General features: G+C 33.1%; 27 protein-coding genes, 1 tRNA gene and 1 other annotated feature. Of the genes, 22 read left to right on the top strand and 6 right to left on the bottom strand.

The genetic code is table 11. From position 1 onward, the window contains the following. Window positions 1–11: 11 nt before the first annotated feature. From WMO18_RS05545 to WMO18_RS05535, 3 genes are all read left to right on the top strand, one after another. Window positions 12–3,050: a CDP-glycerol glycerophosphotransferase family protein gene (locus WMO18_RS05545; RefSeq protein WP_367286415.1), complete on the top strand. Its 3,039-nt coding sequence runs from the start codon at window positions 12–14 to the stop codon at window positions 3,048–3,050. A gap of 137 nt (window positions 3,051–3,187) precedes the next feature. Continuing rightward, entirely contained in the window at window positions 3,188–3,754 is a 567-nt protein-coding gene (locus WMO18_RS05540) for a DUF4234 domain-containing protein (protein ID WP_348982040.1), read from the top strand. Window positions 3,755–3,759: 5 nt separating this feature from the next. Beyond that, window positions 3,760–4,146: a DUF2752 domain-containing protein gene (locus WMO18_RS05535; protein ID WP_211148668.1), complete on the top strand. Its 387-nt coding sequence runs from the start codon at window positions 3,760–3,762 to the stop codon at window positions 4,144–4,146. Window positions 4,147–4,186: 40 nt separating this feature from the next. On the opposite strand, the gene WMO18_RS05530 is transcribed toward WMO18_RS05535, so the two are convergent. Continuing rightward, window positions 4,187–5,071, bottom strand: a complete 885-nt coding sequence (locus WMO18_RS05530; RefSeq protein ID WP_367286414.1) for an ATP-binding protein — start codon at window positions 5,069–5,071, stop codon at window positions 4,187–4,189. A 452-nt stretch (window positions 5,072–5,523) separates the two neighbouring features. Then, window positions 5,524–6,252, bottom strand: coding sequence for a LytR/AlgR family response regulator transcription factor (locus tag WMO18_RS05525; RefSeq protein ID WP_294669724.1), 729 nt, complete (start codon window positions 6,250–6,252; stop codon window positions 5,524–5,526). Window positions 6,253–6,432: 180 nt separating this feature from the next. Here WMO18_RS05525 and WMO18_RS05520 point away from each other — a divergent pair, with 180 nt between their 5' ends. Together WMO18_RS05520 and WMO18_RS05515 are read left to right on the top strand one after the other, a co-directional pair. After that, window positions 6,433–6,660, top strand: coding sequence for a TM2 domain-containing protein (locus tag WMO18_RS05520; RefSeq protein ID WP_211148560.1), 228 nt, complete (start codon window positions 6,433–6,435; stop codon window positions 6,658–6,660). A 19-nt stretch (window positions 6,661–6,679) separates the two neighbouring features. After that, entirely contained in the window at window positions 6,680–7,189 is a 510-nt protein-coding gene (locus WMO18_RS05515; protein WP_211148561.1) for a lipocalin-like domain-containing protein, read from the top strand. A 104-nt stretch (window positions 7,190–7,293) separates the two neighbouring features. On the opposite strand, the gene WMO18_RS05510 is transcribed toward WMO18_RS05515, so the two are convergent. Beyond that, window positions 7,294–7,515, bottom strand: coding sequence for an RDAC family protein (locus WMO18_RS05510; RefSeq protein WP_211148562.1), 222 nt, complete (start codon window positions 7,513–7,515; stop codon window positions 7,294–7,296). A 187-nt stretch (window positions 7,516–7,702) separates the two neighbouring features. Here WMO18_RS05510 and WMO18_RS05505 point away from each other — a divergent pair, with 187 nt between their 5' ends. Both WMO18_RS05505 and WMO18_RS05500 read left to right on the top strand, forming a co-directional pair. Beyond that, window positions 7,703–8,674 (top strand): Ig-like domain-containing protein, encoded by a 972-nt coding sequence (locus WMO18_RS05505; protein WP_367286413.1) that lies wholly within the window; start codon window positions 7,703–7,705, stop codon window positions 8,672–8,674. 175 nt (window positions 8,675–8,849) lie between these two features. Then, window positions 8,850–9,812 (top strand): HNH endonuclease, encoded by a 963-nt coding sequence (locus WMO18_RS05500; protein WP_367286412.1) that lies wholly within the window; start codon window positions 8,850–8,852, stop codon window positions 9,810–9,812. A gap of 64 nt (window positions 9,813–9,876) precedes the next feature. Here WMO18_RS05500 and WMO18_RS05495 read toward each other — a convergent pair whose 3' ends face one another. The 3 genes from WMO18_RS05495 to WMO18_RS05485 all read right to left on the bottom strand — a co-directional run bounded on the left by WMO18_RS05495 (window position 9,877) and on the right by WMO18_RS05485 (window position 10,756). Then, complete coding sequence (locus WMO18_RS05495; protein ID WP_367286411.1) at window positions 9,877–10,152, bottom strand: hypothetical protein; 276 nt, start codon at window positions 10,150–10,152, stop codon at window positions 9,877–9,879. Between the two features lie 18 nt (window positions 10,153–10,170). After that, window positions 10,171–10,368, bottom strand: coding sequence for a hypothetical protein (locus WMO18_RS05490; protein WP_367286410.1), 198 nt, complete (start codon window positions 10,366–10,368; stop codon window positions 10,171–10,173). A 304-nt stretch (window positions 10,369–10,672) separates the two neighbouring features. Continuing rightward, window positions 10,673–10,756 (bottom strand) — tRNA-Leu (locus WMO18_RS05485). Window positions 10,757–10,892: 136 nt separating this feature from the next. On the opposite strand from WMO18_RS05485, the gene yfmF reads away from it, so the two are divergent. From yfmF to WMO18_RS05410, 15 genes are all read left to right on the top strand, one after another. Beyond that, window positions 10,893–12,161, top strand: a complete 1,269-nt coding sequence (gene yfmF, locus WMO18_RS05480) for an EF-P 5-aminopentanol modification-associated protein YfmF (protein WP_211147640.1) — start codon at window positions 10,893–10,895, stop codon at window positions 12,159–12,161. After that, the gene (gene yfmH, locus WMO18_RS05475; RefSeq protein WP_211147641.1) at window positions 12,158–13,420 is read left to right on the top strand and encodes an EF-P 5-aminopentanol modification-associated protein YfmH; all 1,263 of its coding nucleotides are present in this window, start codon (window positions 12,158–12,160) and stop codon (window positions 13,418–13,420) included. The genes yfmF and yfmH overlap by 4 nt, the downstream gene beginning before the upstream one ends. A gap of 9 nt (window positions 13,421–13,429) precedes the next feature. Next, window positions 13,430–14,248 carry a prolipoprotein diacylglyceryl transferase gene (lgt, locus tag WMO18_RS05470; protein WP_211147642.1) on the top strand — a complete coding sequence of 273 codons (819 nt, stop codon included), beginning with the start codon at window positions 13,430–13,432 and terminating at the stop codon, window positions 14,246–14,248. Continuing rightward, on the top strand, window positions 14,232–15,083 hold the full coding sequence (gene folD / locus WMO18_RS05465; RefSeq protein WP_211147643.1) for a bifunctional methylenetetrahydrofolate dehydrogenase/methenyltetrahydrofolate cyclohydrolase FolD: 852 nt from the start codon (window positions 14,232–14,234) through the stop codon (window positions 15,081–15,083). Before lgt ends, folD begins: the two co-directional genes overlap by 17 nt. Window positions 15,084–15,141: 58 nt before the next feature. Beyond that, window positions 15,142–15,217, top strand: a sequence feature (ribosomal protein L21 leader region). 13 nt (window positions 15,218–15,230) lie between these two features. After that, window positions 15,231–15,527, top strand: a complete 297-nt coding sequence (rplU, locus tag WMO18_RS05460) for a 50S ribosomal protein L21 (protein ID WP_022504996.1) — start codon at window positions 15,231–15,233, stop codon at window positions 15,525–15,527. Further along, the gene (locus WMO18_RS05455) at window positions 15,527–15,844 is read left to right on the top strand and encodes a ribosomal-processing cysteine protease Prp (RefSeq protein WP_022504997.1); all 318 of its coding nucleotides are present in this window, start codon (window positions 15,527–15,529) and stop codon (window positions 15,842–15,844) included. Before rplU ends, WMO18_RS05455 begins: the two co-directional genes overlap by 1 nt. A 1-nt stretch (window position 15,845) precedes the next feature. Next, window positions 15,846–16,130 carry a 50S ribosomal protein L27 gene (rpmA, locus tag WMO18_RS05450; RefSeq protein WP_022504998.1) on the top strand — a complete coding sequence of 95 codons (285 nt, stop codon included), beginning with the start codon at window positions 15,846–15,848 and terminating at the stop codon, window positions 16,128–16,130. Between the two features lie 60 nt (window positions 16,131–16,190). Beyond that, window positions 16,191–16,514, top strand: coding sequence for a hypothetical protein (locus tag WMO18_RS05445; RefSeq protein ID WP_211147644.1), 324 nt, complete (start codon window positions 16,191–16,193; stop codon window positions 16,512–16,514). Window positions 16,515–16,517: 3 nt separating this feature from the next. After that, window positions 16,518–17,789, top strand: a complete 1,272-nt coding sequence (gene obgE / locus WMO18_RS05440; protein ID WP_022505000.1) for a GTPase ObgE — start codon at window positions 16,518–16,520, stop codon at window positions 17,787–17,789. Between the two features lie 8 nt (window positions 17,790–17,797). Next, complete coding sequence (locus tag WMO18_RS05435) at window positions 17,798–18,196, top strand: Mini-ribonuclease 3 (protein WP_211147645.1); 399 nt, start codon at window positions 17,798–17,800, stop codon at window positions 18,194–18,196. Window positions 18,197–18,325: 129 nt separating this feature from the next. Beyond that, window positions 18,326–18,622 (top strand): 30S ribosomal protein S6, encoded by a 297-nt coding sequence (gene rpsF / locus WMO18_RS05430; protein ID WP_211147646.1) that lies wholly within the window; start codon window positions 18,326–18,328, stop codon window positions 18,620–18,622. 51 nt (window positions 18,623–18,673) lie between these two features. Next, on the top strand, window positions 18,674–19,183 hold the full coding sequence (locus WMO18_RS05425) for a single-stranded DNA-binding protein (protein ID WP_022505003.1): 510 nt from the start codon (window positions 18,674–18,676) through the stop codon (window positions 19,181–19,183). 45 nt (window positions 19,184–19,228) lie between these two features. Further along, the gene (gene rpsR, locus WMO18_RS05420; RefSeq protein WP_022505004.1) at window positions 19,229–19,465 is read left to right on the top strand and encodes a 30S ribosomal protein S18; all 237 of its coding nucleotides are present in this window, start codon (window positions 19,229–19,231) and stop codon (window positions 19,463–19,465) included. 161 nt (window positions 19,466–19,626) lie between these two features. Continuing rightward, window positions 19,627–21,135, top strand: coding sequence for a 4Fe-4S dicluster domain-containing protein (locus tag WMO18_RS05415; RefSeq protein WP_211147647.1), 1,509 nt, complete (start codon window positions 19,627–19,629; stop codon window positions 21,133–21,135). Between the two features lie 269 nt (window positions 21,136–21,404). Beyond that, window positions 21,405–21,602 (top strand): hypothetical protein, encoded by a 198-nt coding sequence (locus WMO18_RS05410; protein ID WP_211147648.1) that lies wholly within the window; start codon window positions 21,405–21,407, stop codon window positions 21,600–21,602. The last annotated feature ends 24 nt before the right edge of the window (window positions 21,603–21,626 follow it).

Here is a 21,626-nt window from a genome sequence, read left to right as displayed (position 1 = left end):
AGGCAAAAGCTGTGAAATATTTTGGTTTGCTGGATGAATTTTCTGATAAAGAAATAATAATACAAGATCGTATAAAGGCAGAGTTAATCGGTGAAGGAGAAAACAAGGTAACTATTAGATTTCCTCATCAAGATGTTAACTATAAAGATGCAGTTGCTTTTGCACTTCTTGATTCTCACAACAAATATTTATGGTATAAGGACATCAAGATAAACAGTGACCTTTGTACTATTAATTTTGATGGTTTTGATTATTTACAGATTGATTATGTACCACTAAGGTTTAAACTTTACCTTGTATTTCAGGGTAACGGTCATCTTACTTTTTGTAGATTGTATTCAAAGAGTATTAAGGACGAATATAGACTAACTAAAGATAAAAGATTATTATATTACAGTTCAATTTCTTCTGCTGAATATAGAAAAGAAGAAGTTAACTTGATTACAAATATTACAACATCAGGCTATTTCGGATTTATTTTAATTAATAAATCCAGCAGAGTTGATTATATTGTCAGCAATACTGTTGATAATTTTAAGATATTTCAAGATGACTTTTGCTTTGATGTTACATTAGAGAAAATTTCCAACTACACTAACTTTGGTGTCAGCTTTAAATCAGCCTTGCCAAATGTAAAGACTGTTTATGATTTTAAGCCATATTTAATTCGTGATATGGGTGATAAATATGTGTTGGAATGTAGATTGCCAAGAACATATTTTCAGGGAATAAAGCCTGATGTGTTTAACCTTCATACATATTATGATATTGACGGTGAAAGATATTATTCTTCTGTACAAATTAAGGATAAAGAAAATTATGAAAATATTCTTGAATTATCTGCTACAGATAAACTTCAGCATAGAACTTTAATTGATGAAATAACTTTTACAGCAACAGAAAGTTATAAGCTACAGTTCTCTACTATTTTACCTTACAATGGTGTTGAGATTACACCGGAAAATACTGCAAAGAGAATTTTATTCTCACCAAACTTTGTTGCTACAAGAGTATTTTACGGTGCACAGTCAGTTGACCAGTTAGGACAGTATCGTATTTCTCTATACACAGACCTTAGTGGCATAAGTGATTTAAGTGTATTTGCCCATTGTACTTCAATTAAAGAAAAAATTATTCTTGATGTTACAGAATTTAACCCTAAGAAAAATGAATTTATAGTTGACTTTTCAGCTTTTAAAGAAGCTATGGAGGATATAACTTCCCGTACATATTCAATTTGCGTTGCATTTTCCTATAACGGTTATATGTATTGTGGAAAAGTTTCTGCACCTGATTATAAAGAAGACGAAAGCAAAAAATACCTTCAAGAGGTAGAAACTTTAACTATCAAAGATACTATTGCAGTTGTTGAACCTATGTATGGCAGTAACGGTACTTTCTATGTTAGAGTAAAGGACAGACTTTCTTTATTTAAGGATAAAGTTTCTGTTTCTTACCAAAAGGCATATTTTAAGGATAAGTACCTTTATATTGTAACTGATATTACAAATAACAAAGAACATTTCACAGGCTATGCTTTGTCATATAGATTTAAAGACAGTGAAGACAGAAGAATTTACTATACAAGTGCAGAGCTTATTCCTAGTGGTGACAACACTCATCTTAAAGGTAGATTTGATTTATCTAAGATTGAATTACAAAAGTCTGTATGGGATGTTTATGCAGTATTTAATGATGGTAGAACTGCATATTTTGCCAATGTGTATGTAGATAAAAGACAAATGTATGACTATCTGTATCACAAGTCAATGAGTGAAAATTTCTACAGATTTTCTAATAAGAAAGATACCGATATTCTGTTCCCTTACTTTACTACAAGGGATACACTTGCCTTTATGATTAGACAGATTAGCCCTTGTGACTCAAGAAAATTTAAGATGAAAGAAATTTTAGCAGTATGTTGTCACAAGGTTCTTAAGTGGTACTATAACCACAAGAACATTACCTTAGTGTATGAAAGAAAGTCACAAACTGCTCAGGATAACGGTTACTATTTCTTTAAACATTGTATGGAACACAGAGTAGGAAAAAGGTTAAAGTCAAAGATTTGTTATGTTATTGACCCATCATCACCTGACTATAAAAATGTTGAACCATACAAGGGTAATGTGCTTAACTTTATGTCGTTTAAGCATATGATTTATTTGCTAGGTGCAAAGAACTTAGTATATACTCATTCCAAGAATGACTGTTATATTTGGCGACCAAACAACTCTGTAATTGCCGAGAGAATAAGATTTAAGAAACATATTTTTTTACAACACGGTGTAACCTCGCTAAAGAGAATTGATAAATTCTACGGTAAAGGTAAAGCCGGTGATACTGATGTATTTGTTGTTTCTTCTAAGAAAGAAAGAGAAATTGTAAACAAATGGTTAGGCTATTCAAAGGAACAAACTCCTATTACCGGTTTAGCAAGATGGGATGCATTAAAAGATAAGTCAAATGGTTCTAACGAAATTGCCTTAGTACCAACAACAAGAAATTGGCTTGATGATGTACCTAGTGAAAAGTTCCTTGACAGTGACTTCTATAATAGATATATTGAACTGCTAAACTCAGCAGAACTAAAGACAGTTTTGGCTAATAATGACCTAGAACTAAACTTCTGTATCAACAGTAAATATAAAGATTACTTTACAAGTGATAAGATTGATAACAAGAGAATCCACATTTCAGTTATTGGAGAAAAACCTCTGAATGAAATTCTAATGAAAAGCAAGTTGCTTATTACCGACTACAGTTCAGTATGTTACGATATGCTTTATATGTGTAAGCCTGTACTGTTCTATCAGTTCGACTATGAAAAGTTCATTAACTCAGTAGGCACATATATTAATATGGATAAAGACTTAATGGGTGACAGAAGTATCAGTGCAATTGACTTGTGTAATGATATAAATAAGATGGCAAAGAGTAATTTTAGACTTCCTTATGAATATAAATTAATGAGGGACAATAGTTTTACTTATTTTGACAGAAATAACTCTCTGAGAATTATTCAAGAACTTAAAAAGGTTATGGAATAATCCCGGAATATAAATAGTAAACATTAACATAAAACAGTATGTAAACTTGTGATATGTTACAATATTAATGTTTACTCGTTGACCATATATTTGTACTATGGTAATATATAAGCAACAATTATTAGGAGGTCTATGTTATGATAACTAAAAGAAATATAGGATTAGCAATCCTATTCACAGTTATTACTTGTGGTATCTACGGTATCTACTGGATGGTAGTTGTTACTGATGATACTAACAAATCAGTAAACGATATTAACGGTACTTCCGGTGGTATTGCTGTATTACTATCAATCGTTACTTGTGGTATTTACGGAATTTATTGGGCTTATAAAGAAGGTGAAAAGCTGGATAATGCAAAGAATATGCGTGGTATTCCATCATCAAATTCTAATATTCTATACTTAGTTCTTGATATTTTAGGTCTAAGCATTATCGCTATTGCATTAATGCAGGATTCTCTAAATAAAATTTCTGATTACGATAACTTTAACGGTCAGAATTTCTATAACGGTTATAACAATGGTTATAATAATGGCTACAACAACGGTTATACAAATCAGAACGGCCAAGGTTACAACAATGTTCATCAGAATAACACAGGTTATAATGGTGTTAACTATAACGGCAATGGTCAAGAAAATTCTCAGGCAAATTACAACAATAACCAGAATAACAACCAAAATAATAACGGACAGATGTAATTTTTATGAAAGAAAGATTGTATAAAACTCTAAAGCCTATATTTTTACTGCTAATTGTTGGTGGTATATATGTAGTGCTAATATACACAACAGGCTTCAAGATTCCTTGTCCAATTAAATTTGCAACAGGTTTTGATTGTCCCGGTTGTGGTATTAGTAGGGTTCTTCTTTCTTATCTGCGACTTGATTTCAAAACTGCATTTTTCACCAATCCGGTAATAACAGTTATTTTACCAATAATGTTTGGCGATTATGTTTATCACAAATATCATTATGTGGTTCATAATAACAAAAAGCCTTTTAACAAACTAGAGAATATTTCTATGTATGTTATGATAGGTTCATTAATCTTGTACGCAGTAATTAAAAATATTTATGTTCATATAAACTAAAAAATAGAGGATACTTGGTTTCAAGTATCCTCGTTTTTTATTATTTATTTTTAATGTTGTTTAGCATTACATTTACCATAAATTTATTATCATTATTGATAATCTCAGCAATGCCATTATATTTTTCTGCTACACTTTCCATTGAAAAAATTCCAACACCACTTTTTACTTTTTTAGTGGATATATATTTGTTATTTTCTTTTTCAATATAACCGTCAAAATTGTTGCTGGAAACTATGTACAATCTGTTGTTTAGAAAATCAACCTTTAGGTTAAAGTATTTTTCATTTTCTTCAGAATTACTGCCTCTTATTGCATTGTCACAAATATTACCCAGTAAATTACATAAATCAAAGTCAGATATTAAAATATCTTTAGGTATATTTATCTTCCAGTTAGTTTTAATGTTTTCGTTATTAGCAATATTGTTGTAGTAGTTTAGTAGTGCATTTATAGAACTTTGGAAACAATATTTTTTCGGTGATTGAATATTTAACTTTTCTTCATATAAACTAAGATGTTTTTTTATTTCATCAATATTGCCTTCATTTGCAAGTATGTTCATCATATGTATTGAATGTTTAAAGTCGTGTCTTAGTTTTGAGGTTTCTTCCATATAGTGCTGAAGATTTTTGTATTGGCTATTATGAATTTCAAGAATATGATTTTTTTCTTCAATCTTGTTTGTTTCCGTAATATTTTTACTGATGGTGTAGAATAGCCATAATATTGCTATGTACAATATAAATGCTACAATAAACATAGCAATTGCAATAGGAAACACCCTACCTACATGCATAGTTTTGTAATATTTAGGAACTGAATATATAGTTAATGCAGTCAATAGAATAGGAAATATAATTGCAGTATTCCATACTTTTGGAATGTCAATGTTGTCAATCATCCATGAATATTGATTAGACATAAAATATAGTAACATCAATCCAAATAAGAAGGTAAATCCCAGCTGAAACAAATCATATTCTATTGTGTTGTATTCAGGGGAAAGAGTAGGATTTAATACACAGTCACACATATAAGCAAAGAAACTTGCAAATGAACACAAACAACATATGCTTGTTACTACAAATATTTTTTTAGATAAACTTGTTGTAGTTGTAAAGTGGAAAATTATATAACACACTATTATTGCCGGAAGTAAAACAATATTTAAATTTGTTATGTTAAATAAACAAGTAACAATAGAAGAAAGAGTAATAATAATGAAATTTCCTAAAAGAACTATCAAAGTCGTTTCTTTAACCGAAAATTTAAGTTTATTTTTCATTGGCAAATAGCACATTATTGATGAAGGTAAAAGTATTATGTAATATAGTATTCCTCGTAAAAAAGATTCAATAGTCAAAGTACCACTCCTTATATATTTGATTGCTTTCGTAATTTACAGAAAATGTACTGATTTATTTTATTTTCAATACTTTTCTTTTCTCTGACTTTAATGGGAAAGACAGTACCATTTGTAAGGTGACAGTTTGAATTATCAATCTTGTCTAGATAATCAATATTGATTATAATACCTCTGTTAATTTGGATTAATTCTTCATAATTCTTTGTTTCTTCTATAAATTTATTTAGTGTCATTCTAACTCTTAGTTCAGCATTATCACTTGTTGTAAGCAGTAGATAGTGTGCATCGGACTCACAAGAAACAAGGTCTTTGATTTTTAATTTAATATTTTTCTTGTCACACACAATTTGTATATAGTGTGAAACATCAGGTAGTATAGCTATACTGTCAGTTAATACCTGAAAAATTTTTTCTTTTTCATATGGCTTTGTAATGTAGTGAAAAGCATGTACAGAAAAAGCCTCTGCCATAAAGTCACTGCTTGTTGTAACAAACACAATAACAATATCTTTGTTTATTTCTCTTAGCTTTTTTGCTAAGTCAATACCATTAATTGCAGACATATAAATATCAATAAAGCAGATACTGTAATTATTATTAAGATGATTTAAGAACACATTTCCATCTTCATAATAATCAGTATCTATTTTTATATTATTGTTATTGCCATACTCAGTACAAGTATCTTTAAGAATATCAAATTGATATTTTTCATCATCAATTATAGCAATTTTCATTTTTATCCCTCATACTTATTCCTAATATTATGTTTATAAGTTAATTGTATCATAAAAAAATACTTTTTTATAGTCCCCAAAATTGCGTTTATGCCAGAAATTTGACGATTATGCCATTATGTTGATTTATATATGATTGCTATGTATAATAAAAATATAAAATTAAAGGAGGCAAACAATATGTCAAAAACAGCAGCAATTTTACTTACATTTTTCCTAGGAGGACTTGGAGTACACAGATTTTTAGCCGGCAAAATTGGTACCGGTGTTTTATGGTTAATCACCGGTGGAGTATTCGGTATCGGCTGGTTAGTTGATTTTATTAAAGTTTGTATGGGTACTTTTCAGGATAAGAACGGAAATAATTGGGTTGTAGAAGATACAAATTATAATACAACTGCTAACTAATAGTGAGAGGTAACGCTTTATGAAAAAGAATATTAGTATTAAAGGTTTAGTTCTTTTATTAGCACTATGTCTTGTTGGTTCATTTGCAATGTACGGTTGTGGTAGTGATGATAAGTCTAGTTCAAAGGCAGATTCAAGTGCATCAGATACAGCAGATAAGAGTTCTGATGATTCAAAAAATAGTGATGAAAATAGTGATGATGATACACAGGTAGCAGATATTACAGGTGAATGGGTACTTGATCAAATTGTTGACGCAGATGGTAATTCTCAGACATTAGAAGAATATTGTGCAGCTCAGGGTGTAGATTCTTCAGGCGTTGATGTTACATATACATTTAGTGAAGACGGCACATTAGTTGGTGCTGTTGGTGGTGTAGGTGTAGAAGGTACATATGAATTTGACGGTTCAACTGTTTCTTGTACAATCAGCGATGCAACTTCTAATTTTGATTACAATGCCGATGATGATACAATCAGCTATTCTGATGAAAACACAGGACTTTCTAGCGTATTAGTAAGAAAGTAAATTACAGTTAGTAATTTTCCATTTTAATATTAAAGTTTTCAAACTAAATCCCTTTAATGTAGATAACACCACAGCCAAATGGTTGTGGTGTTTCTCTTTGTGTTTTATTGCAAGTAAAAGCTCATTTTGTCATCACTGATTATTACAACTATCTTTTTATCAATTTCACTAAAGAACTTTTTAATAGCTGTATAAACCTCATCACTTGGCTTTTCATCAAAATTAAAATATTGACCACCACAACTGTCGTGAAAATGTAAATAAAGGTCAAAATCATTAGAAACTATGTCCTTTATCCTTTTTGCAACATCATATGTTATTATCATAAAATCACCTCAGAAAAAATTTTTTTTAAAATTTTTATAAATTTATGTAACCTTTTTGACTTTTGAAAAGTGTTATATATGAAAGCAGTTAAATTATAAAAGAATTCTTTATAAACACTTTCTAATTATTATTATATGTTTGATAAAGATTATGTCAAACAAATTTTATTCGGAAGGGAATATTATTATGAAAAAGATAATCTCAATTTTAATGGCAATCCTTTGCCTAGTGTCAGCAAGTATCTGCACAACATCATGTTTTGCAGAAGAAAAAGAAGTAAAATCTACTTCATCAAAAAGTCAGTATCTACAAACCCGTAGATACAATGTAGGCAGTACAGTAGGTAGTTGGCTTGATGAAGAGGGCGTCACAAGACTTGTCTTTGGTTCAAGTTCTGTTGTAAAATCAAAGAAAGATAAGTACGGTGACAAAGTTTATTATGCAGCTAAGAAAGGCACTTGTATTGCTAAAGCATATCGAGGCGAAAAGTATGTTGGCAAGGTAAAGATTATTGTTGGTGACTTTAAGACAGTTCTAAAAAAAAATTCAAAGAAACTTAACCTTTCATACAATAAGTATGTATCATTCAACAATAGTGAGTATTATACTAAGTATCAGTCATACAAAAAGTTAAGAACTATGATTTCTTTCCCAAAGAAAGGTGCTATGTATTCTATCAAGACTACAGGTAAGTCAATCCTAAAAATGGCTAATAATGAAATTTATACTGTTGGTGTAGGTACTTCTACATACACTCTTTATCAAAAGGTTGGCAATAACAAGGCTACTAAGGTAGGTAACTTTACTGCAACAGTAAAGAATGTCAATATTAAAACTGCTACAGCAGTAAAGATAAATAATGTAACTAGTGGCTATGATAACTTTTATGTAGGCGACATTGAAGATTTATCTGTTAAAGAAAAGTATAACTTTACAAATAGAGTAGTTAAGGAAAAACTAACAAGCAAAAATTGTGGTGTTTATGTTGCTCCTAAGAACTACAAGGTTACTTATACTATTAAGAATACAAAGGTTGCTACTGTCAGCAAGTCAGGTGTTGTAACAGGTAAGAAGAAAGGTGTAACAAAGCTTACTTTCAAAATCACCTTTGCCGATAAGTCAGTTTACACAAATAGTGTAAATGTTTTAGTTATATAATTCCTAAAATTTCGATATAACCAAATCTCAATTTTCTCCCAAAAGGCTCTGACTTTTTAGTCAGAGTCTTTTACCTTTTGTATAGTTTTAAAAATGAAAATATTATTTTGTCTATTAGTTGTTATTTAAAGATATATTTGATATAATGAAATTAATTTACATAAAGGGTGATTTTATGCCAATTTTATATTGCAGAATAGGATATATGAAATACTATAAAGGTCAACAGATTGGTGTTGATGAAATTCGTGATGGTGGTTCATATAACGAGAAAAACATAGGACATGAAGTATATAATTTTGAAAATTATGATGGTAAGTACTATGGTTATGTGCAACATAAAGGGAATATGAATATAGAATATTATGGGGCAAATAAAAGTGATAAATATGCAGATGGTATAACTATTGTTTGGATTGCTAGAAAAAGAAAAAACGAAAATGTAATTGTAGGCTGGTATGAGAATGCTAGACTATTTAGAAAAATACAAAAAATCCCTGAAACTGTACTAGATAAAAGAGATGATAAAAGTAAATGTGAATTTTTTATTAGTACAGATAAAGCAGTACTTGTTTCTGAAAATAAGAGAACTTTTGTTATAAATAAAAAATTTCATAACACATGGCGTAATCCTAAAAATGAAAAATTACCTAATGGGAAATATTTAAATGATGAGGTTTTAGAATATATTAAAAACTATGATAGTGAACGAAATGATTTTATATCTAAAATTTCTTCTGATAATATTGAAGGTAAAGAAAAAGATGTACTTGTAAAAGCAAGAGTAAATCAAAGTGTATTTAGAGAAAAACTTCTTAAAAAGTATAATAATCAATGTTGTTTATGCCAATTATCAATACCTGATTTACTTGTTGCCAGTCATATTAAGCCTTGGAGTGTATCGGATAGTAATGAAAAGATAGATGTAAATAATGGATTATTGCTTTGTGCAAATCACGATAAATTATTTGATAAAGGTTTAATTTCTTTTGATGAAAATGGCAATATTATAATTTCTTCAAAGTTAAGTAATATGGATAAAATACTATCCAATATTCAAAATGATAACAAAATAGAATTAGATTATAATATGAATAATTTTATGAAATACCATAGAAGATATATATTTAAGAAATAGAAATATCATTTATGTTTTTGTGGTTTTTTATTGAATTATATAGATATTGTGATTATTAAGCCCGTTATCGCTTTGCTTGTTTGAATAATAGAAAAAGAGAAGTACGGTTGTACTTCTCTTTTTCTATGGTGCGAGTAACGGTGTTTGCACTAGCAAAAGTGCCTATCTCGCTTATTAAGCACAAATGCGAAAGTAAAGAGGCATCTACGCCCTCCCTAAAAACAGTCCACCGGACTGTTTTCTTAACTCCAAGTACAACATGGTCGTTTATCGTTGTGCATAAATGCACTTCCTCAAACTCCCTGTTGTAGCTCTTCCTCGAACTCCTTTCATCTGCCACCGGCAGCAGTCGTTCTCGTCACACCTCAAGTCCCGTTATCGCATTGCTTGTAGTGGTGTGAGTAACGGTGATTGTACTAGCCAAAGTACCTACCTCGCTTATTAAGCACAAATGCGTTAGGAAAGAGGCATCAACGCCCTCCCTAAAAACAGTCCACCGGACTGTTTTCTTAACTCCAAGTACAACATGGTCGTTTATCGTTGTGCATAAATGCACTTCCTCAAACTCCCTGTTGTAGCTCTTCCTCGAACTCCTTTCATCTGCCACCGGCAGCAGTCGTTCTCGTCACACCTCAAGTCCCGTTATCGCATTGCTTGTAGTGGTGTGAGTAACGGTGATTGTACTAGCCAAAGTACCTACCTCGCTTATTAAGCACAAATGCGTTAGGAAAGAGGCATCAACGCCCTCCCTAAAAACAGTCCACCGGACTGTTTTCTTAACGGTCGTCTTCAAGTCCCGTTATCGTTTGATTGTTTGAATAATAGAAAAAGAGAAGTACGGTTGTACTTCTCTTTTTCTATGGTGCGAGTAACGGGACTTGAACCCGTACGTCAAAGACACACGCCCCTCAAACGTGCCTGTCTGCCTATTCCAGCACACTCGCATATTAACTTTTTGCAACAGTAATTATAGCATTACATATTACATATGTCAACCTAAAATATATTTTCCCAAAATACTTTTATAATTCCTATCACTATGGTATAATAATCTTGATAATGTGTATTAGGAGGAATTATATGGATTCCATAAATAGATTAGAAATAGCTAAGGGTGTCTATTTCAATTCAATAAAGGACAATCGTTTCAAAACATCAAAGATTAGTGTGTCATTTATTGTTCCACTAAAGGAAGAAACTGCATCAGTCAATGCTTTACTTTCAGGGGTTATGACTCGTACAACTAGTAAGTATCCGGATTTTACTTTACTTTCTAAGAAACTTTCCGACCTATATGGTGCTCATTTAGGTGGTTTTGTTCGTAAAACCGGTGATAATCAGATTGTAACTTTCTCTATCAGTGGCATTGATGATAAATATGCCTTTGAGGGAGATAATATTTCAAAGGATATGACAGATTTACTTTGCAATATTATTTTCAATCCTAAGTTAGATGGAAATTCTTTCTGTGAAGAAGAAATTACTCAAGAAAAGCGTCAGCTAAAGGAAGTTATTGACTCTGAATTTAATGATAAGAGAACATATTCTATTAATCAAGCAGTTAAGATTATCTGTAAGTATGAACCTTATAGCCTATCAAGATTCGGTACAAAAGAAGATATTGACACGGTAACAGGTGAAGACCTATATAACGGTTGGGTGTCATTGCTAAATAATTCCAGAGTAGAAATTTTCTATGTAGGAGACAGTTCATCTGATGCAGTTATTGATGAACTAAAAGCTCAGTTTAGCAAGTATGACCGTACAGAATGTGAAATTAACAACATTGTTTCAGGTGAAGTTACAGAAGTTAAGACTGTAAAGGAAGAAATGGAACTTTCTCAAAGCAAAATGATTCTTGCTTTCCGTACAGATATTTCCGATAACAAGGACAACACAATGCCAATGCGTCTTGCAGTTGCAATGTTAGGTGGTACTGCTCACAGTAAGCTATTTAACAATGTTCGTGAAAAGCTTAGCCTATGTTACTACTGCTCATCAAGATTTATTAAGAACAAAGGCTTAATGTTTATTGAGTCAGGTGTAGAAAAGAAAAATATCGAGGAAGCTAAGAATGCTATCCTAAAGGAACTTGATGACCTAGCAAATGGCAATTTTACCGACTTTGAAATTAATGCCACAAAGTTATCAATGTGCAATAGCTTTATTACAATTGCCGATAATGAATTTGGACTGGAAACATGGTATTTTTCTCAGGTTCTTTCCAACAAAATTTCTTCTGTTGAAGATGCTTGTAAGGAAGTAAATTCTGTTACAAGAGAAGAAATTATTGAAATGGCTAAGAAACTAAAACTAGATACAGTTTATACATTGGAGAGTAAAGAATGAGTGTACAAGAAATAAAATCCCAACTGACAAGGGACAAGTATTATAAGGTTAAGCATAAATCTGGCCTTAACATTTATGTATATGAAAAAGAGGGCTACAACAGTACCTATGCAGTTTTTGGTACAAGATATGGCTCAATCAACACAACTTTCAGTTCAAATGGTGGAGAGAAAATGACAGTACCGGATGGTATTGCTCATTATCTTGAACATAAACTATTTGAATGTGAAGATGGAGATGCCTTTGCAAAGTACGCAAAGACAGGTGCAAACGCTAATGCATTTACAAGTTTTGATAAAACTTGCTACCTTTTCTCAACAACAGATAATTTTAAGGAAAGTCTGGAAATTCTTTTGGATTTTGTACAAAGACCTTATTTTACTGAAGAAACAGTAGCAAAGGAACAAGGTATTATCGGTCAAGAAATCAAAATGTATGATGATTCTCCTGAATGGAGAGTAATGTTCAATTTGCTTGAAGTTATGTACCATAATCATCCTGTAAAGATTGATATTGCAGGTACAGTTGAAAGTATTGCCAAAATCACACCTGAACTTTTGTACAAATGCTACAACACTTTCTATAACCTAAACAATATGGCACTTTGTGTTTGTGGTAAAGCAAAGTTAGATGAAGTTCTTGAAGTAGCAGATAGACTTCTAAAACCTGCTGAAGATGTTACAATTCAAAATTATTTTGAAGATGAACCATATGAAGTGGTTAAGGACTATGTAGAATGTAACCTACCTGTTGCAGTACCACTGTTTAATATCGGTTTCAAGAACAAATACACAGGTCTTTCTACTAGCAAGGATATGGCTTCAGTTGATGTGCTACTTGCAATGCTGTTTAGTTCAACAAGTAAAATCTATAGAGATATGCTTGACAAAGGCCTTATTAATCAGTCCTTTAGTTATGAATATTTTGAAACTGAGGGTTGTTCCTGTGTACTTCTTGACGGTGAAAGTCAAAAGCCTAAGGAAGTTTATGACACTATCATTGACTATATTAAAGAGTTAAGAGAAAAGGGCCTTTCTAAAGAAGACTATGAAATTTCTAAAAAGGCAGTTTATGGTGATGCAATTTCTTCACTAAATTCAGTAAATTCTATTGGTAACGGTTTGATGGAAAGCCACTTTACAAACAGAGAATTTTTCTCTTATGTTGATGAAATTTATAATTTACAGTTTAGTGATGTAGAAAGTAAGTTTAACGAAATTCTTGACTACAACAATTCTGCTTTGTCAGTAGTAAAGTAGGAGGTAGCTATGGAAGTAACCTTTCCGGGTTTAGGATTAGAGTTTAATATTAACAGAGAGGCTTTTAGCATAGGCAGTTTAAGTGTCTATTGGTATGGCATTATTATTGCATCAGGTCTTGTTTTGGCTTGTATCTATGCATTTGTAAGAGCTGATTATTTTAAGATTGATAAAAATAAATTATTAAATACAGTTATTGTAGGTATCATTTGTGCTATAATCGGTGCAAGACTTTACTATGTACTGTTTAGTTGGGACGATTACAAAAACAACCTTATGAATATTTTCTATATAAATAAGGGAGGACTTGCTATCTATGGTGGTCTTATCGGTGCTATCTTAGGTGGTGGCATTACTTGTAAACTTCAAAAGCAAGAACTGTTACCTGTACTTGATATTGCTTCAATCGGTTTCTTAATCGGTCAAGGTATCGGCAGATGGGGTAATTTCTTTAACCAAGAGGCCTTTGGTTCACAAACGGATTTACCATGGAGAATGGTAAGTGAAAACACAGGCAATGTTGGTGTTCATCCTTGCTTTTTGTATGAGTCAATATGGTGCTTATTAGGTGTACTTGTACTCCATATTTTAAGTAAAAAGTGGTATCACTTTAAAGGTCAAATCTTCCTATGCTATATGGTATGGTATGGATTTGAAAGAATGATTGTAGAGGGACTTCGTACAGACAGTCTTTATATGACCTTCTCAATTTTTGGATATACTCCAAGAGTAAGTCAGGTGCTTTCAGCTTGTATTTTTGTAACAGGCATTGTTCTGTTAATAATATTTAGAAAAAAGAGGAATGTAAAAAATGACGATAATAATTGACGGTAAAAAAGTTTCTGCCCAAGTAAAGGAACAAGTAAGAATTGAAACAGAAGAACTAGTTAAAAAAGGCATTAGGCCCGGTCTTGCAGTTATCATTGTCGGTGATGACCCAGCATCAAGAGTTTATGTAAACAACAAGAAAAAGGCTTGTGAAAAGGTAGGTTTCTTGTCAAAAGAATTTGCACTACCTGCAACAACTACTCAGGAAGAACTACTTTCATTAGTAAAAGAACTTAACGAAGATAAAGAAATCAACGGTATTCTTTGTCAATTACCTTTACCAAAGGGTCTTGATGAAAAGGCTGTTATTGAAGCAATTTCACCACTAAAAGATGTTGATGCTTTCCATGCATCAAATGTTGGTAAGATTATGATTGGTGACTATGACTTTTTACCATGTACACCTGCCGGTGTTATGGAAATGCTACATAGCTACAATATTCCGGTAGAAGGTAAGGAATGTGTAGTTATCGGCAGAAGTAATATTGTAGGTAAGCCTATGGCAATGCTACTACTTCACGAAAACGGTACAGTTACAATCACTCATAGCCGTACAAAGAACCTAAAAGAAGTTACTAAGAGAGCTGATATTCTTGTTGCTGCTATCGGTAAACCAAAGTTTGTTACTGCCGATATGGTTAAAGAAGGTGCAGTTGTAATTGATGTTGGTATGGACAGAGATGAAAACGGCAAACTTTGTGGTGATGTTGACTTTGAAAATGTAAAGGAAAAGTGTTCTGCAATCACTCCTGTACCGGGTGGTGTAGGTCCTATGACTATTGCAGTGTTAATGAAAAATACACTAAAGGCTTGTAAAATCCAAAATAACCTATAATTCAAGAATATTTCAAGATATTTTCAAATATACATTGACAAATACTATACTTTGTGATATAGTATAGAAACCGCATATTGTGGGTTATAAGTAAACTTAGGTTTCACCTAACGGTAGCGAGTCTAAATAAAGGAATGGTACTTAATTATGTACGCTATTATCAAAACAGGTGGTAAGCAGTATAAGGTTACTGAAGGTCAGGAAATCTTCATCGAAAAGCTTACAGCTGAAGAAAACGAAACAGTAGAAATCCCGGTAGTTGCAGTAGGTAACGAAGATGGTACTCTTGATTTTGCTGAAGGCAAGACAGTTTCAGCAAAGGTTCTAAAGAACGGCAAGGGCAAGAAGATCACAGTTTTCACTTATAAGCCAAAGAAGGGCGAAAAGAGAAAAATGGGTCATAGACAGCCATATACAAAGGTTACAATCGAAAAGATTAACTAATGACGAAAGTTGATTTCTTACTTCACGATGGCTTAATTACAGGTTTTACCATTACGGATCATGCTGAATATGGCGAAGAAGGTTCAGACATTCTTTGTGCTGCAATTAGTTCAGCAGCTTATATGACAGTAAATACTATTACAGATATTCTTGGTATAGTAGTTGGTGTTGAGGTCAAGGATGGTTATATGGAAGTTAAGCTGGAGGAAGAAGATGCACCGAAAGCTAAAGCAATTTTAGATGGCTTTCAACTTCATATTCAAGGACTTAAAGAAGAATATGATGAATTTATTAAGATAAAAATTTCGGAGGTATAACATGCTAAAGATTAACATTCAGTTATTTGCTCATAAAAAAGGTATGGGTTCTACAAAGAACGGTAGAGATAGCGAATCAAAGCGTCTAGGCGTTAAGAGAGCAGACGGTCAGTTTGTTCTTGCAGGTAATATCCTAGTAAAGCAGAGAGGCACACATATTCATCCAGGTGAAAATGTAGGCAGAGGTTCTGACGATACACTATTTGCTAAGATTGATGGTGTTGTTCGTTTTGAAAGAGTAGGCAAGGACAGAAAGCGTGCTTGCGTATATCCTGTTGAACAGTAATTAATGTATTTGGGTGGTATATAGTTACCACCCTTTTCTTTTATCCAAGGAGTCATTTTTATGAATTATGATGTAAACAAAGGCGATAAGAAGATAATGAACAATAACCCTACTGTTAAGAATGTCAATTTGGTCAACGACCTTATTGGTGACAGTGGCGACACTAAGGGTTATAAGAGAGTTATTATAGTTTTATCTGTTATTCTGTTTTTAATAGGCATTTTGTTCTTTGTTGGGGGCAAAATAGTATCAGGGGTATTCTTTTTTGTTATTGGTGGAATTCTTCTTATTACAACATTTAAAGTAAAAATGAACAAAAAGAAGTATCAAATTAGTAGAGAAGTAAAAAATATAGAACCATTATTTAAAGATAATAAGGAATAATATATGTTTGTAGATGTAGCAAAAATTAAAATCAAAGCCGGTGACGGTGGTGATGGTGCAGTTTCTTTCCACAGAGAAAAGTATGTTGCTGCCGGTGGACCTGATGGTGGTGACGGTGGTAAAGGTGGAGATATTCTCTTCCAAGCTGACAGTAACATTTCCACACTGGCTGACTTTAGATATAAAAGAAAGTATAATGCCGAAAAAGGTGAAAACGGCAGAAGTGGTCGCAAATTCGGTAAAAAAGCACCTGACCTAATTATCAGAGTACCAATCGGTACTGTAGTTAAAGAGGCTGAAACAGGCAGAATTCTTGCCGATGTATCAGGTAAAGAACCTGTTTTAGTTGCAAGAGGTGGTAAAGGTGGTTGGGGTAATGTTCATTTTGCCACACCAACTCGCCAAGTACCAAGATTTGCAAAGCCGGGTCTACCGGGCGAAGAATATGATGTTGTACTTGAACTAAAGTTACTGGCTGATGTAGGTCTAGTAGGTTTCCCAAATGTAGGCAAGAGTACACTTGTTTCTGTAGTAAGTCAGGCAAAACCTGAGATTGCTAACTATCACTTTACAACAATTACACCGGTTCTTGGTGTTGTATCAATGGGTGAAGGTAACTCATTTGTTATGGCAGATATTCCGGGACTTATTGAAGGTGCATGGGAAGGTACAGGCCTTGGTCATCAGTTCCTTCGTCATGTGGAAAGATGTAGAATGTTAATTCACATTGTTGATGTTAGTGGTAGTGAGGGCAGAGACCCTAAGGAGGACTTTGTCACCATCAACAATGAGCTTAGAAAGTTCAACCCTGAATTAGCAGAGAGAGAAATGTTGGTTGCCGGTAATAAGTGTGATATGGCAACAGATGAACAGATTGATGATTTTAGAAAGTTTGTAGAGGATCAAGGGTATTCATTCTTCCCAATTATGGCAGAAATTCATTATGGTGTAGATGCATTAATGAACAAAACCCTTGAAACATTAAGCAAACTACCTCCAATTCGTGAATTTGAAGCAGAACCTGCTCCAATTATCCCGGCAGAAGAAATCAACCCCCACGAAGTTAAAATCACAGTTCAGGATGATGTATACTTTGTTGAAGGTGAGTGGCTACTTCAGGTTATGAAGTCAGTTAACTTTGATGATTATGAAAGTATGAACTATTTTCAGAGAGTTCTTACAAATGGTGGAGTTATTGATGCACTTAGAAAAGCCGGTATCAGCGAAGGTGATACAGTTTCTATTTATGACCTTGAATTTGACTTTGTAGAATAAGGTAGCATATGAACTTAGAAAATAATAACCCAAAGCTGATTTCACCCTTAACATTAGCATTTGTAGGTGATGGTGTCTATGATTTACTTGTTAGAAAGTACCTTGTTAACCACCACGACCTACATGTCGGTGAATTAAATAAAATAAAAGTTAAGTTTGTAAACTGCAAAAGCCAAGCTGAGTTTGCAAAGATGCTAATGCCTATTTTAACAGAGGAAGAGATTTCTATTTATAAGCGTGGGAGAAACGCTTCTCCTAAATGTACACCAAAGCATGGCACAGTAGGGGATTATCACAGTGCAACAGGTTTTGAGGCACTATTCGGTTTCTTATATTTAAAGGGTGAAACTGATAGAATAGAAACTCTTTTCAATAAAATAGTAGAAAGCAGAGAAATTACAGAATAACAAAAAATATCTCATATTTTCTATTGACAATTTGAAATATTTTGTTATAATAATCTAGTGTGTGAATTAGTACACAATCCTTGCGTGTAGGAAATACACGCCAATATGTCCAGAAGGAGGTGCAGATAAATGGCAGAAATTACAGCTAAGTACGAAACAGTTATGGTACTTTCTATGAAATTAGGTGAAGAAGGTATCCAGAGCACAATCGCTAAGTTTAAGGATCTTGTTGAAAAGCATGCCACACTGCAGGAAGTTGATGAATGGGGTAAGCGTAAGCTTGCATACATAATCAACAAAGAAGCAGAAGGCTACTATGTTCTAATCAACTTTGAATCAACTGCAGAGTTCCCAGCAGAACTAGACAGAATCTACAAGATTACTGATGGCGTTCTACGCTCAATGATCATTAAGAAGGAAGACTAATCGAATAATCAAGAAGTAGGCTGAATAGCTGAACATGAAAGGATGTATGTTATGTTAAACAGAGTTATTTTAATGGGTAGAATTACTCAGGAATTGGAATTAAAGACAACAGCAAGTGGTATTTCTGTAACATCATTTTCTATCGCAGTAGATAGAAACTATGTAAAGCAAGGCGAACAGCGCCAGACAGACTTTATTAATATTGTATGTTGGCGTCAACAGGCTGAGTTTGTTTGTCGTTATTTTGGCAAAGGCTCAATGATTGCCATCGAAGGTCAGCTTCAGTCAAGAACTTACCAAGCAAAAGATGGCACAAACCGTTATGTAACAGAAGTAGTTGCTGATAATGTTTCATTTACAGGCGAAAGAAGAGAACAAAACAATAACGGTTATGGTAACAACAACGGTTATAACAATAACAATGGTTACGGTAACTATAACCAAGCTCCTCAGCAGTCTTATAATCAAGCTCCTGTTCAGCAGCAACAACCGGCATCTTATTCAAACGGTACTTCTTCAGATTTTGAAGAAATGCCACTTGATGACGATTTACCATTCTAATTAGTATTTTACTAAAACCTAATTTTATAAAGGAGATTAACTACAATGGCAGATAGACCAAACCGTGGCAGAAAGTCACGCAGAAAAGTTTGTGGCTTTTGCGTAGATAAGGTAGAAAAGATTGACTACAAAGACATCGCAAGACTTCGTCGTTATATGTCTGAAAGAGCTAAGATTCTTCCTAGAAGAGTTACAGGCACATGTGCAGCTCACCAGAGAGAACTAACAGTAGCAATCAAGAGAGCAAGACAGATCGCTCTTCTTCCTTACACAAGCGACTGATTATAAATTATTTTGCGACCTCATTATGGGGTCGCTTTTTTTATTGTTATTCTTGACTAACTAGGCTCACCATTGTATAATATCAATGAAAAGAGTTTATACAAATAAAACAATTATATGCAAAATTTTATATAATGTATTTATATGAAAAGGAGTATTGTATGCGAGGAGTAAAAACATCAAAGTCAAGAATAAGAAAGCAGATTTTCACCGAAATTGCAAAACTTGCTTTTGAAGGTTGGGATGCTGACAAATTCCAGAGACTACCTTACAAAATTATCAAAGGTGAAATTGCCCACTATAGAGATAGTGTTTTTGTAGAAAGAGCAGTAGTAGGGGAAAGGCTAAGAGCAGCAATGGGTTTTCCCCTAAGAGATTATAACGAATTTTCACCAATAACAGAGGGTATTGAGGAAGAACTTTTTAATGATAAGTATTATGAGCCTCCTCTAATTGATATTATTAAGTTTGCTTGTAATAAGTGTGCTGAGAACAGAGTATTCGTTACAAATGCTTGTCAAAATTGTCTTGAACACCCTTGTGTAGAGATTTGCCCTAAAAAAGCAGTTTCCATTGTAGATGGTCAGTCGCATATTGATGAAGATATATGCATAAAATGTGGTAGATGTGTTAATGTTTGTGAGTACCATGCAATAGTTCGCCACGAAAGACCTTGTGCCAAAGTTTGTGGTATGAAAGCTATTAAGTCCGATGAATATGGTAGAGCAGAAATCGACCATGATAAATGTGTATCTTGTGGTATGTGTCTTGTTAATTGCCCCTTTGGTGCAATTATTGACAAAAGTCAGATTTTCCAGACTATCTCTGCATTAAAGAGTGATACACCTGTTTATGCTGCGATTGCACCGGCTTTTTCAGGTCAGTTTGGCAATGTAACACAAGGTCAAATCCGTAATGCATTCAAAGCATTGGGCTTTACTGATGTAGTAGAAGTTGCAATTGGTGCTGACCTTTGTACAATTGAAGAGGCTAATGACTTTATTAAAGAAGTACCCGATAAGCAACCATTTATGGCAACATCATGTTGTCCTGCGTGGTCAGTTATGGCGAAAAAGTTATTCCCTGATTTTGCACCATATATTTCAATGGCACTAACTCCAATGGTGCTAACCGGTAGATTAATTAAGAAAAAATACCCTGATTGTAAGGTTGTTTTTGTTGGTCCTTGTGCTGCTAAAAAGCTAGAAGCTAGAAGAAAGTCAATCCGTAGTGATGTTGATTTTGTACTTACATTTGAAGAATTTAGTGCAATTCTTGATGCAAAAGGAATTGATATTTCTAAATGTGAAGACGGCGAACCATTTAAAGAAGGCAGTGGAGATGGCAACGGCTTTGCAGTAAGTGGTGGTGTAGCAAAAGCAGTTGAAAATATTATTAAAGAGATTGACCCTAATCGGGAGGTCTTAACTGCTAGGGCAGAGGGACTGCCTGAATGTCGCAAAATGCTCCAAATTGCCAAAGCCGGTAAGTATGACGGTTACCTACTAGAGGGTATGGGATGTCCCGGTGGTTGTGTTGCAGGTGCCGGTACAATTGCACCGGTTAACAAAACCACTCAAGCAGTCAATAAAAAGGTGAAAGACTCAGAACACCTAACACCTTCAATGTCAAAATATAAGGAGTATTTGCCACTTCTTGAAGAAAATTGATTTACAACATTGTAACAAACAGATATTATATATGTAAAATGTTATACAAGGTAACTAATAACTAAGTTAATTATTTTAATGAATTGCACAAATTTTATTAATTTGCTGATAAAACCTTGAATATTTCAGTGTTTAGTGATATATTTATAAAGTGCAACAATTGTTTTTAGTTGTGTATCTACAGAATTATCGTCCAATATATTGATTTTTGTATCTAAATATGTTATAATAACCTTAGTTATTTTCGGTAGGCGTAGAGGAGGATAAGTATGAAAAAAGTTTATGAAACTCCAACAATAGAATATGATGATTTTGAACTTGATTCACTTGTATGCGCAAACCTCTATGGATCAAACCATAATAAAAGAAGTACGGAGTTTTATGCCATTGGTGGAGGTACCGGCTTGTCAAGTTCAGATGAAAGAACAATGAAAGATGCCTACGGTTCCTTCGATAATTTGGGTTGACAGTGGTATAGTTTATCAGTATTT

Source organism: Ruminococcoides intestinihominis (assembly GCF_040096285.1).
GTDB lineage: Bacteria > Bacillota > Clostridia > Oscillospirales > Acutalibacteraceae > Ruminococcoides > Ruminococcoides intestinihominis.
The sequence above is the reverse complement of the archived record's forward strand: the minus strand, read 5'-3'. Positions and strand labels throughout refer to the sequence as shown.

Coding starts and splice junctions, on each gene's coding strand:
- WMO18_RS05540 (WP_348982040.1), top strand. CDS start 3,188: ATGATAACTAAAAGAAATATAGGATTAGCAATCCTATTCACAGTTATT.
- WMO18_RS05535 (WP_211148668.1), top strand. CDS start 3,760: ATGAAAGAAAGATTGTATAAAACTCTAAAGCCTATATTTTTACTGCTA.
- WMO18_RS05530 (WP_367286414.1), bottom strand. CDS start 5,071: ATGTCTAATCAATATTCATGGATGATTGACAACATTGACATTCCAAAA.
- WMO18_RS05525 (WP_294669724.1), bottom strand. CDS start 6,252: ATGAAAATTGCTATAATTGATGATGAAAAATATCAATTTGATATTCTT.
- WMO18_RS05520 (WP_211148560.1), top strand. CDS start 6,433: ATGTCAAAAACAGCAGCAATTTTACTTACATTTTTCCTAGGAGGACTT.
- WMO18_RS05515 (WP_211148561.1), top strand. CDS start 6,680: ATGAAAAAGAATATTAGTATTAAAGGTTTAGTTCTTTTATTAGCACTA.
- WMO18_RS05510 (WP_211148562.1), bottom strand. CDS start 7,515: ATGATAATAACATATGATGTTGCAAAAAGGATAAAGGACATAGTTTCT.
- WMO18_RS05505 (WP_367286413.1), top strand. CDS start 7,703: ATGAAAAAGATAATCTCAATTTTAATGGCAATCCTTTGCCTAGTGTCA.
- WMO18_RS05500 (WP_367286412.1), top strand. CDS start 8,850: ATGCCAATTTTATATTGCAGAATAGGATATATGAAATACTATAAAGGT.
- yfmF (WP_211147640.1), top strand. CDS start 10,893: ATGGATTCCATAAATAGATTAGAAATAGCTAAGGGTGTCTATTTCAAT.
- yfmH (WP_211147641.1), top strand. CDS start 12,158: ATGAGTGTACAAGAAATAAAATCCCAACTGACAAGGGACAAGTATTAT.
- lgt (WP_211147642.1), top strand. CDS start 13,430: ATGGAAGTAACCTTTCCGGGTTTAGGATTAGAGTTTAATATTAACAGA.
- folD (WP_211147643.1), top strand. CDS start 14,232: ATGACGATAATAATTGACGGTAAAAAAGTTTCTGCCCAAGTAAAGGAA.
- rplU (WP_022504996.1), top strand. CDS start 15,231: ATGTACGCTATTATCAAAACAGGTGGTAAGCAGTATAAGGTTACTGAA.
- WMO18_RS05455 (WP_022504997.1), top strand. CDS start 15,527: ATGACGAAAGTTGATTTCTTACTTCACGATGGCTTAATTACAGGTTTT.
- rpmA (WP_022504998.1), top strand. CDS start 15,846: ATGCTAAAGATTAACATTCAGTTATTTGCTCATAAAAAAGGTATGGGT.
- WMO18_RS05445 (WP_211147644.1), top strand. CDS start 16,191: ATGAATTATGATGTAAACAAAGGCGATAAGAAGATAATGAACAATAAC.
- obgE (WP_022505000.1), top strand. CDS start 16,518: ATGTTTGTAGATGTAGCAAAAATTAAAATCAAAGCCGGTGACGGTGGT.
- WMO18_RS05435 (WP_211147645.1), top strand. CDS start 17,798: ATGAACTTAGAAAATAATAACCCAAAGCTGATTTCACCCTTAACATTA.
- rpsF (WP_211147646.1), top strand. CDS start 18,326: ATGGCAGAAATTACAGCTAAGTACGAAACAGTTATGGTACTTTCTATG.
- WMO18_RS05425 (WP_022505003.1), top strand. CDS start 18,674: ATGTTAAACAGAGTTATTTTAATGGGTAGAATTACTCAGGAATTGGAA.
- rpsR (WP_022505004.1), top strand. CDS start 19,229: ATGGCAGATAGACCAAACCGTGGCAGAAAGTCACGCAGAAAAGTTTGT.
- WMO18_RS05415 (WP_211147647.1), top strand. CDS start 19,627: ATGCGAGGAGTAAAAACATCAAAGTCAAGAATAAGAAAGCAGATTTTC.
- WMO18_RS05410 (WP_211147648.1), top strand. CDS start 21,405: ATGAAAAAAGTTTATGAAACTCCAACAATAGAATATGATGATTTTGAA.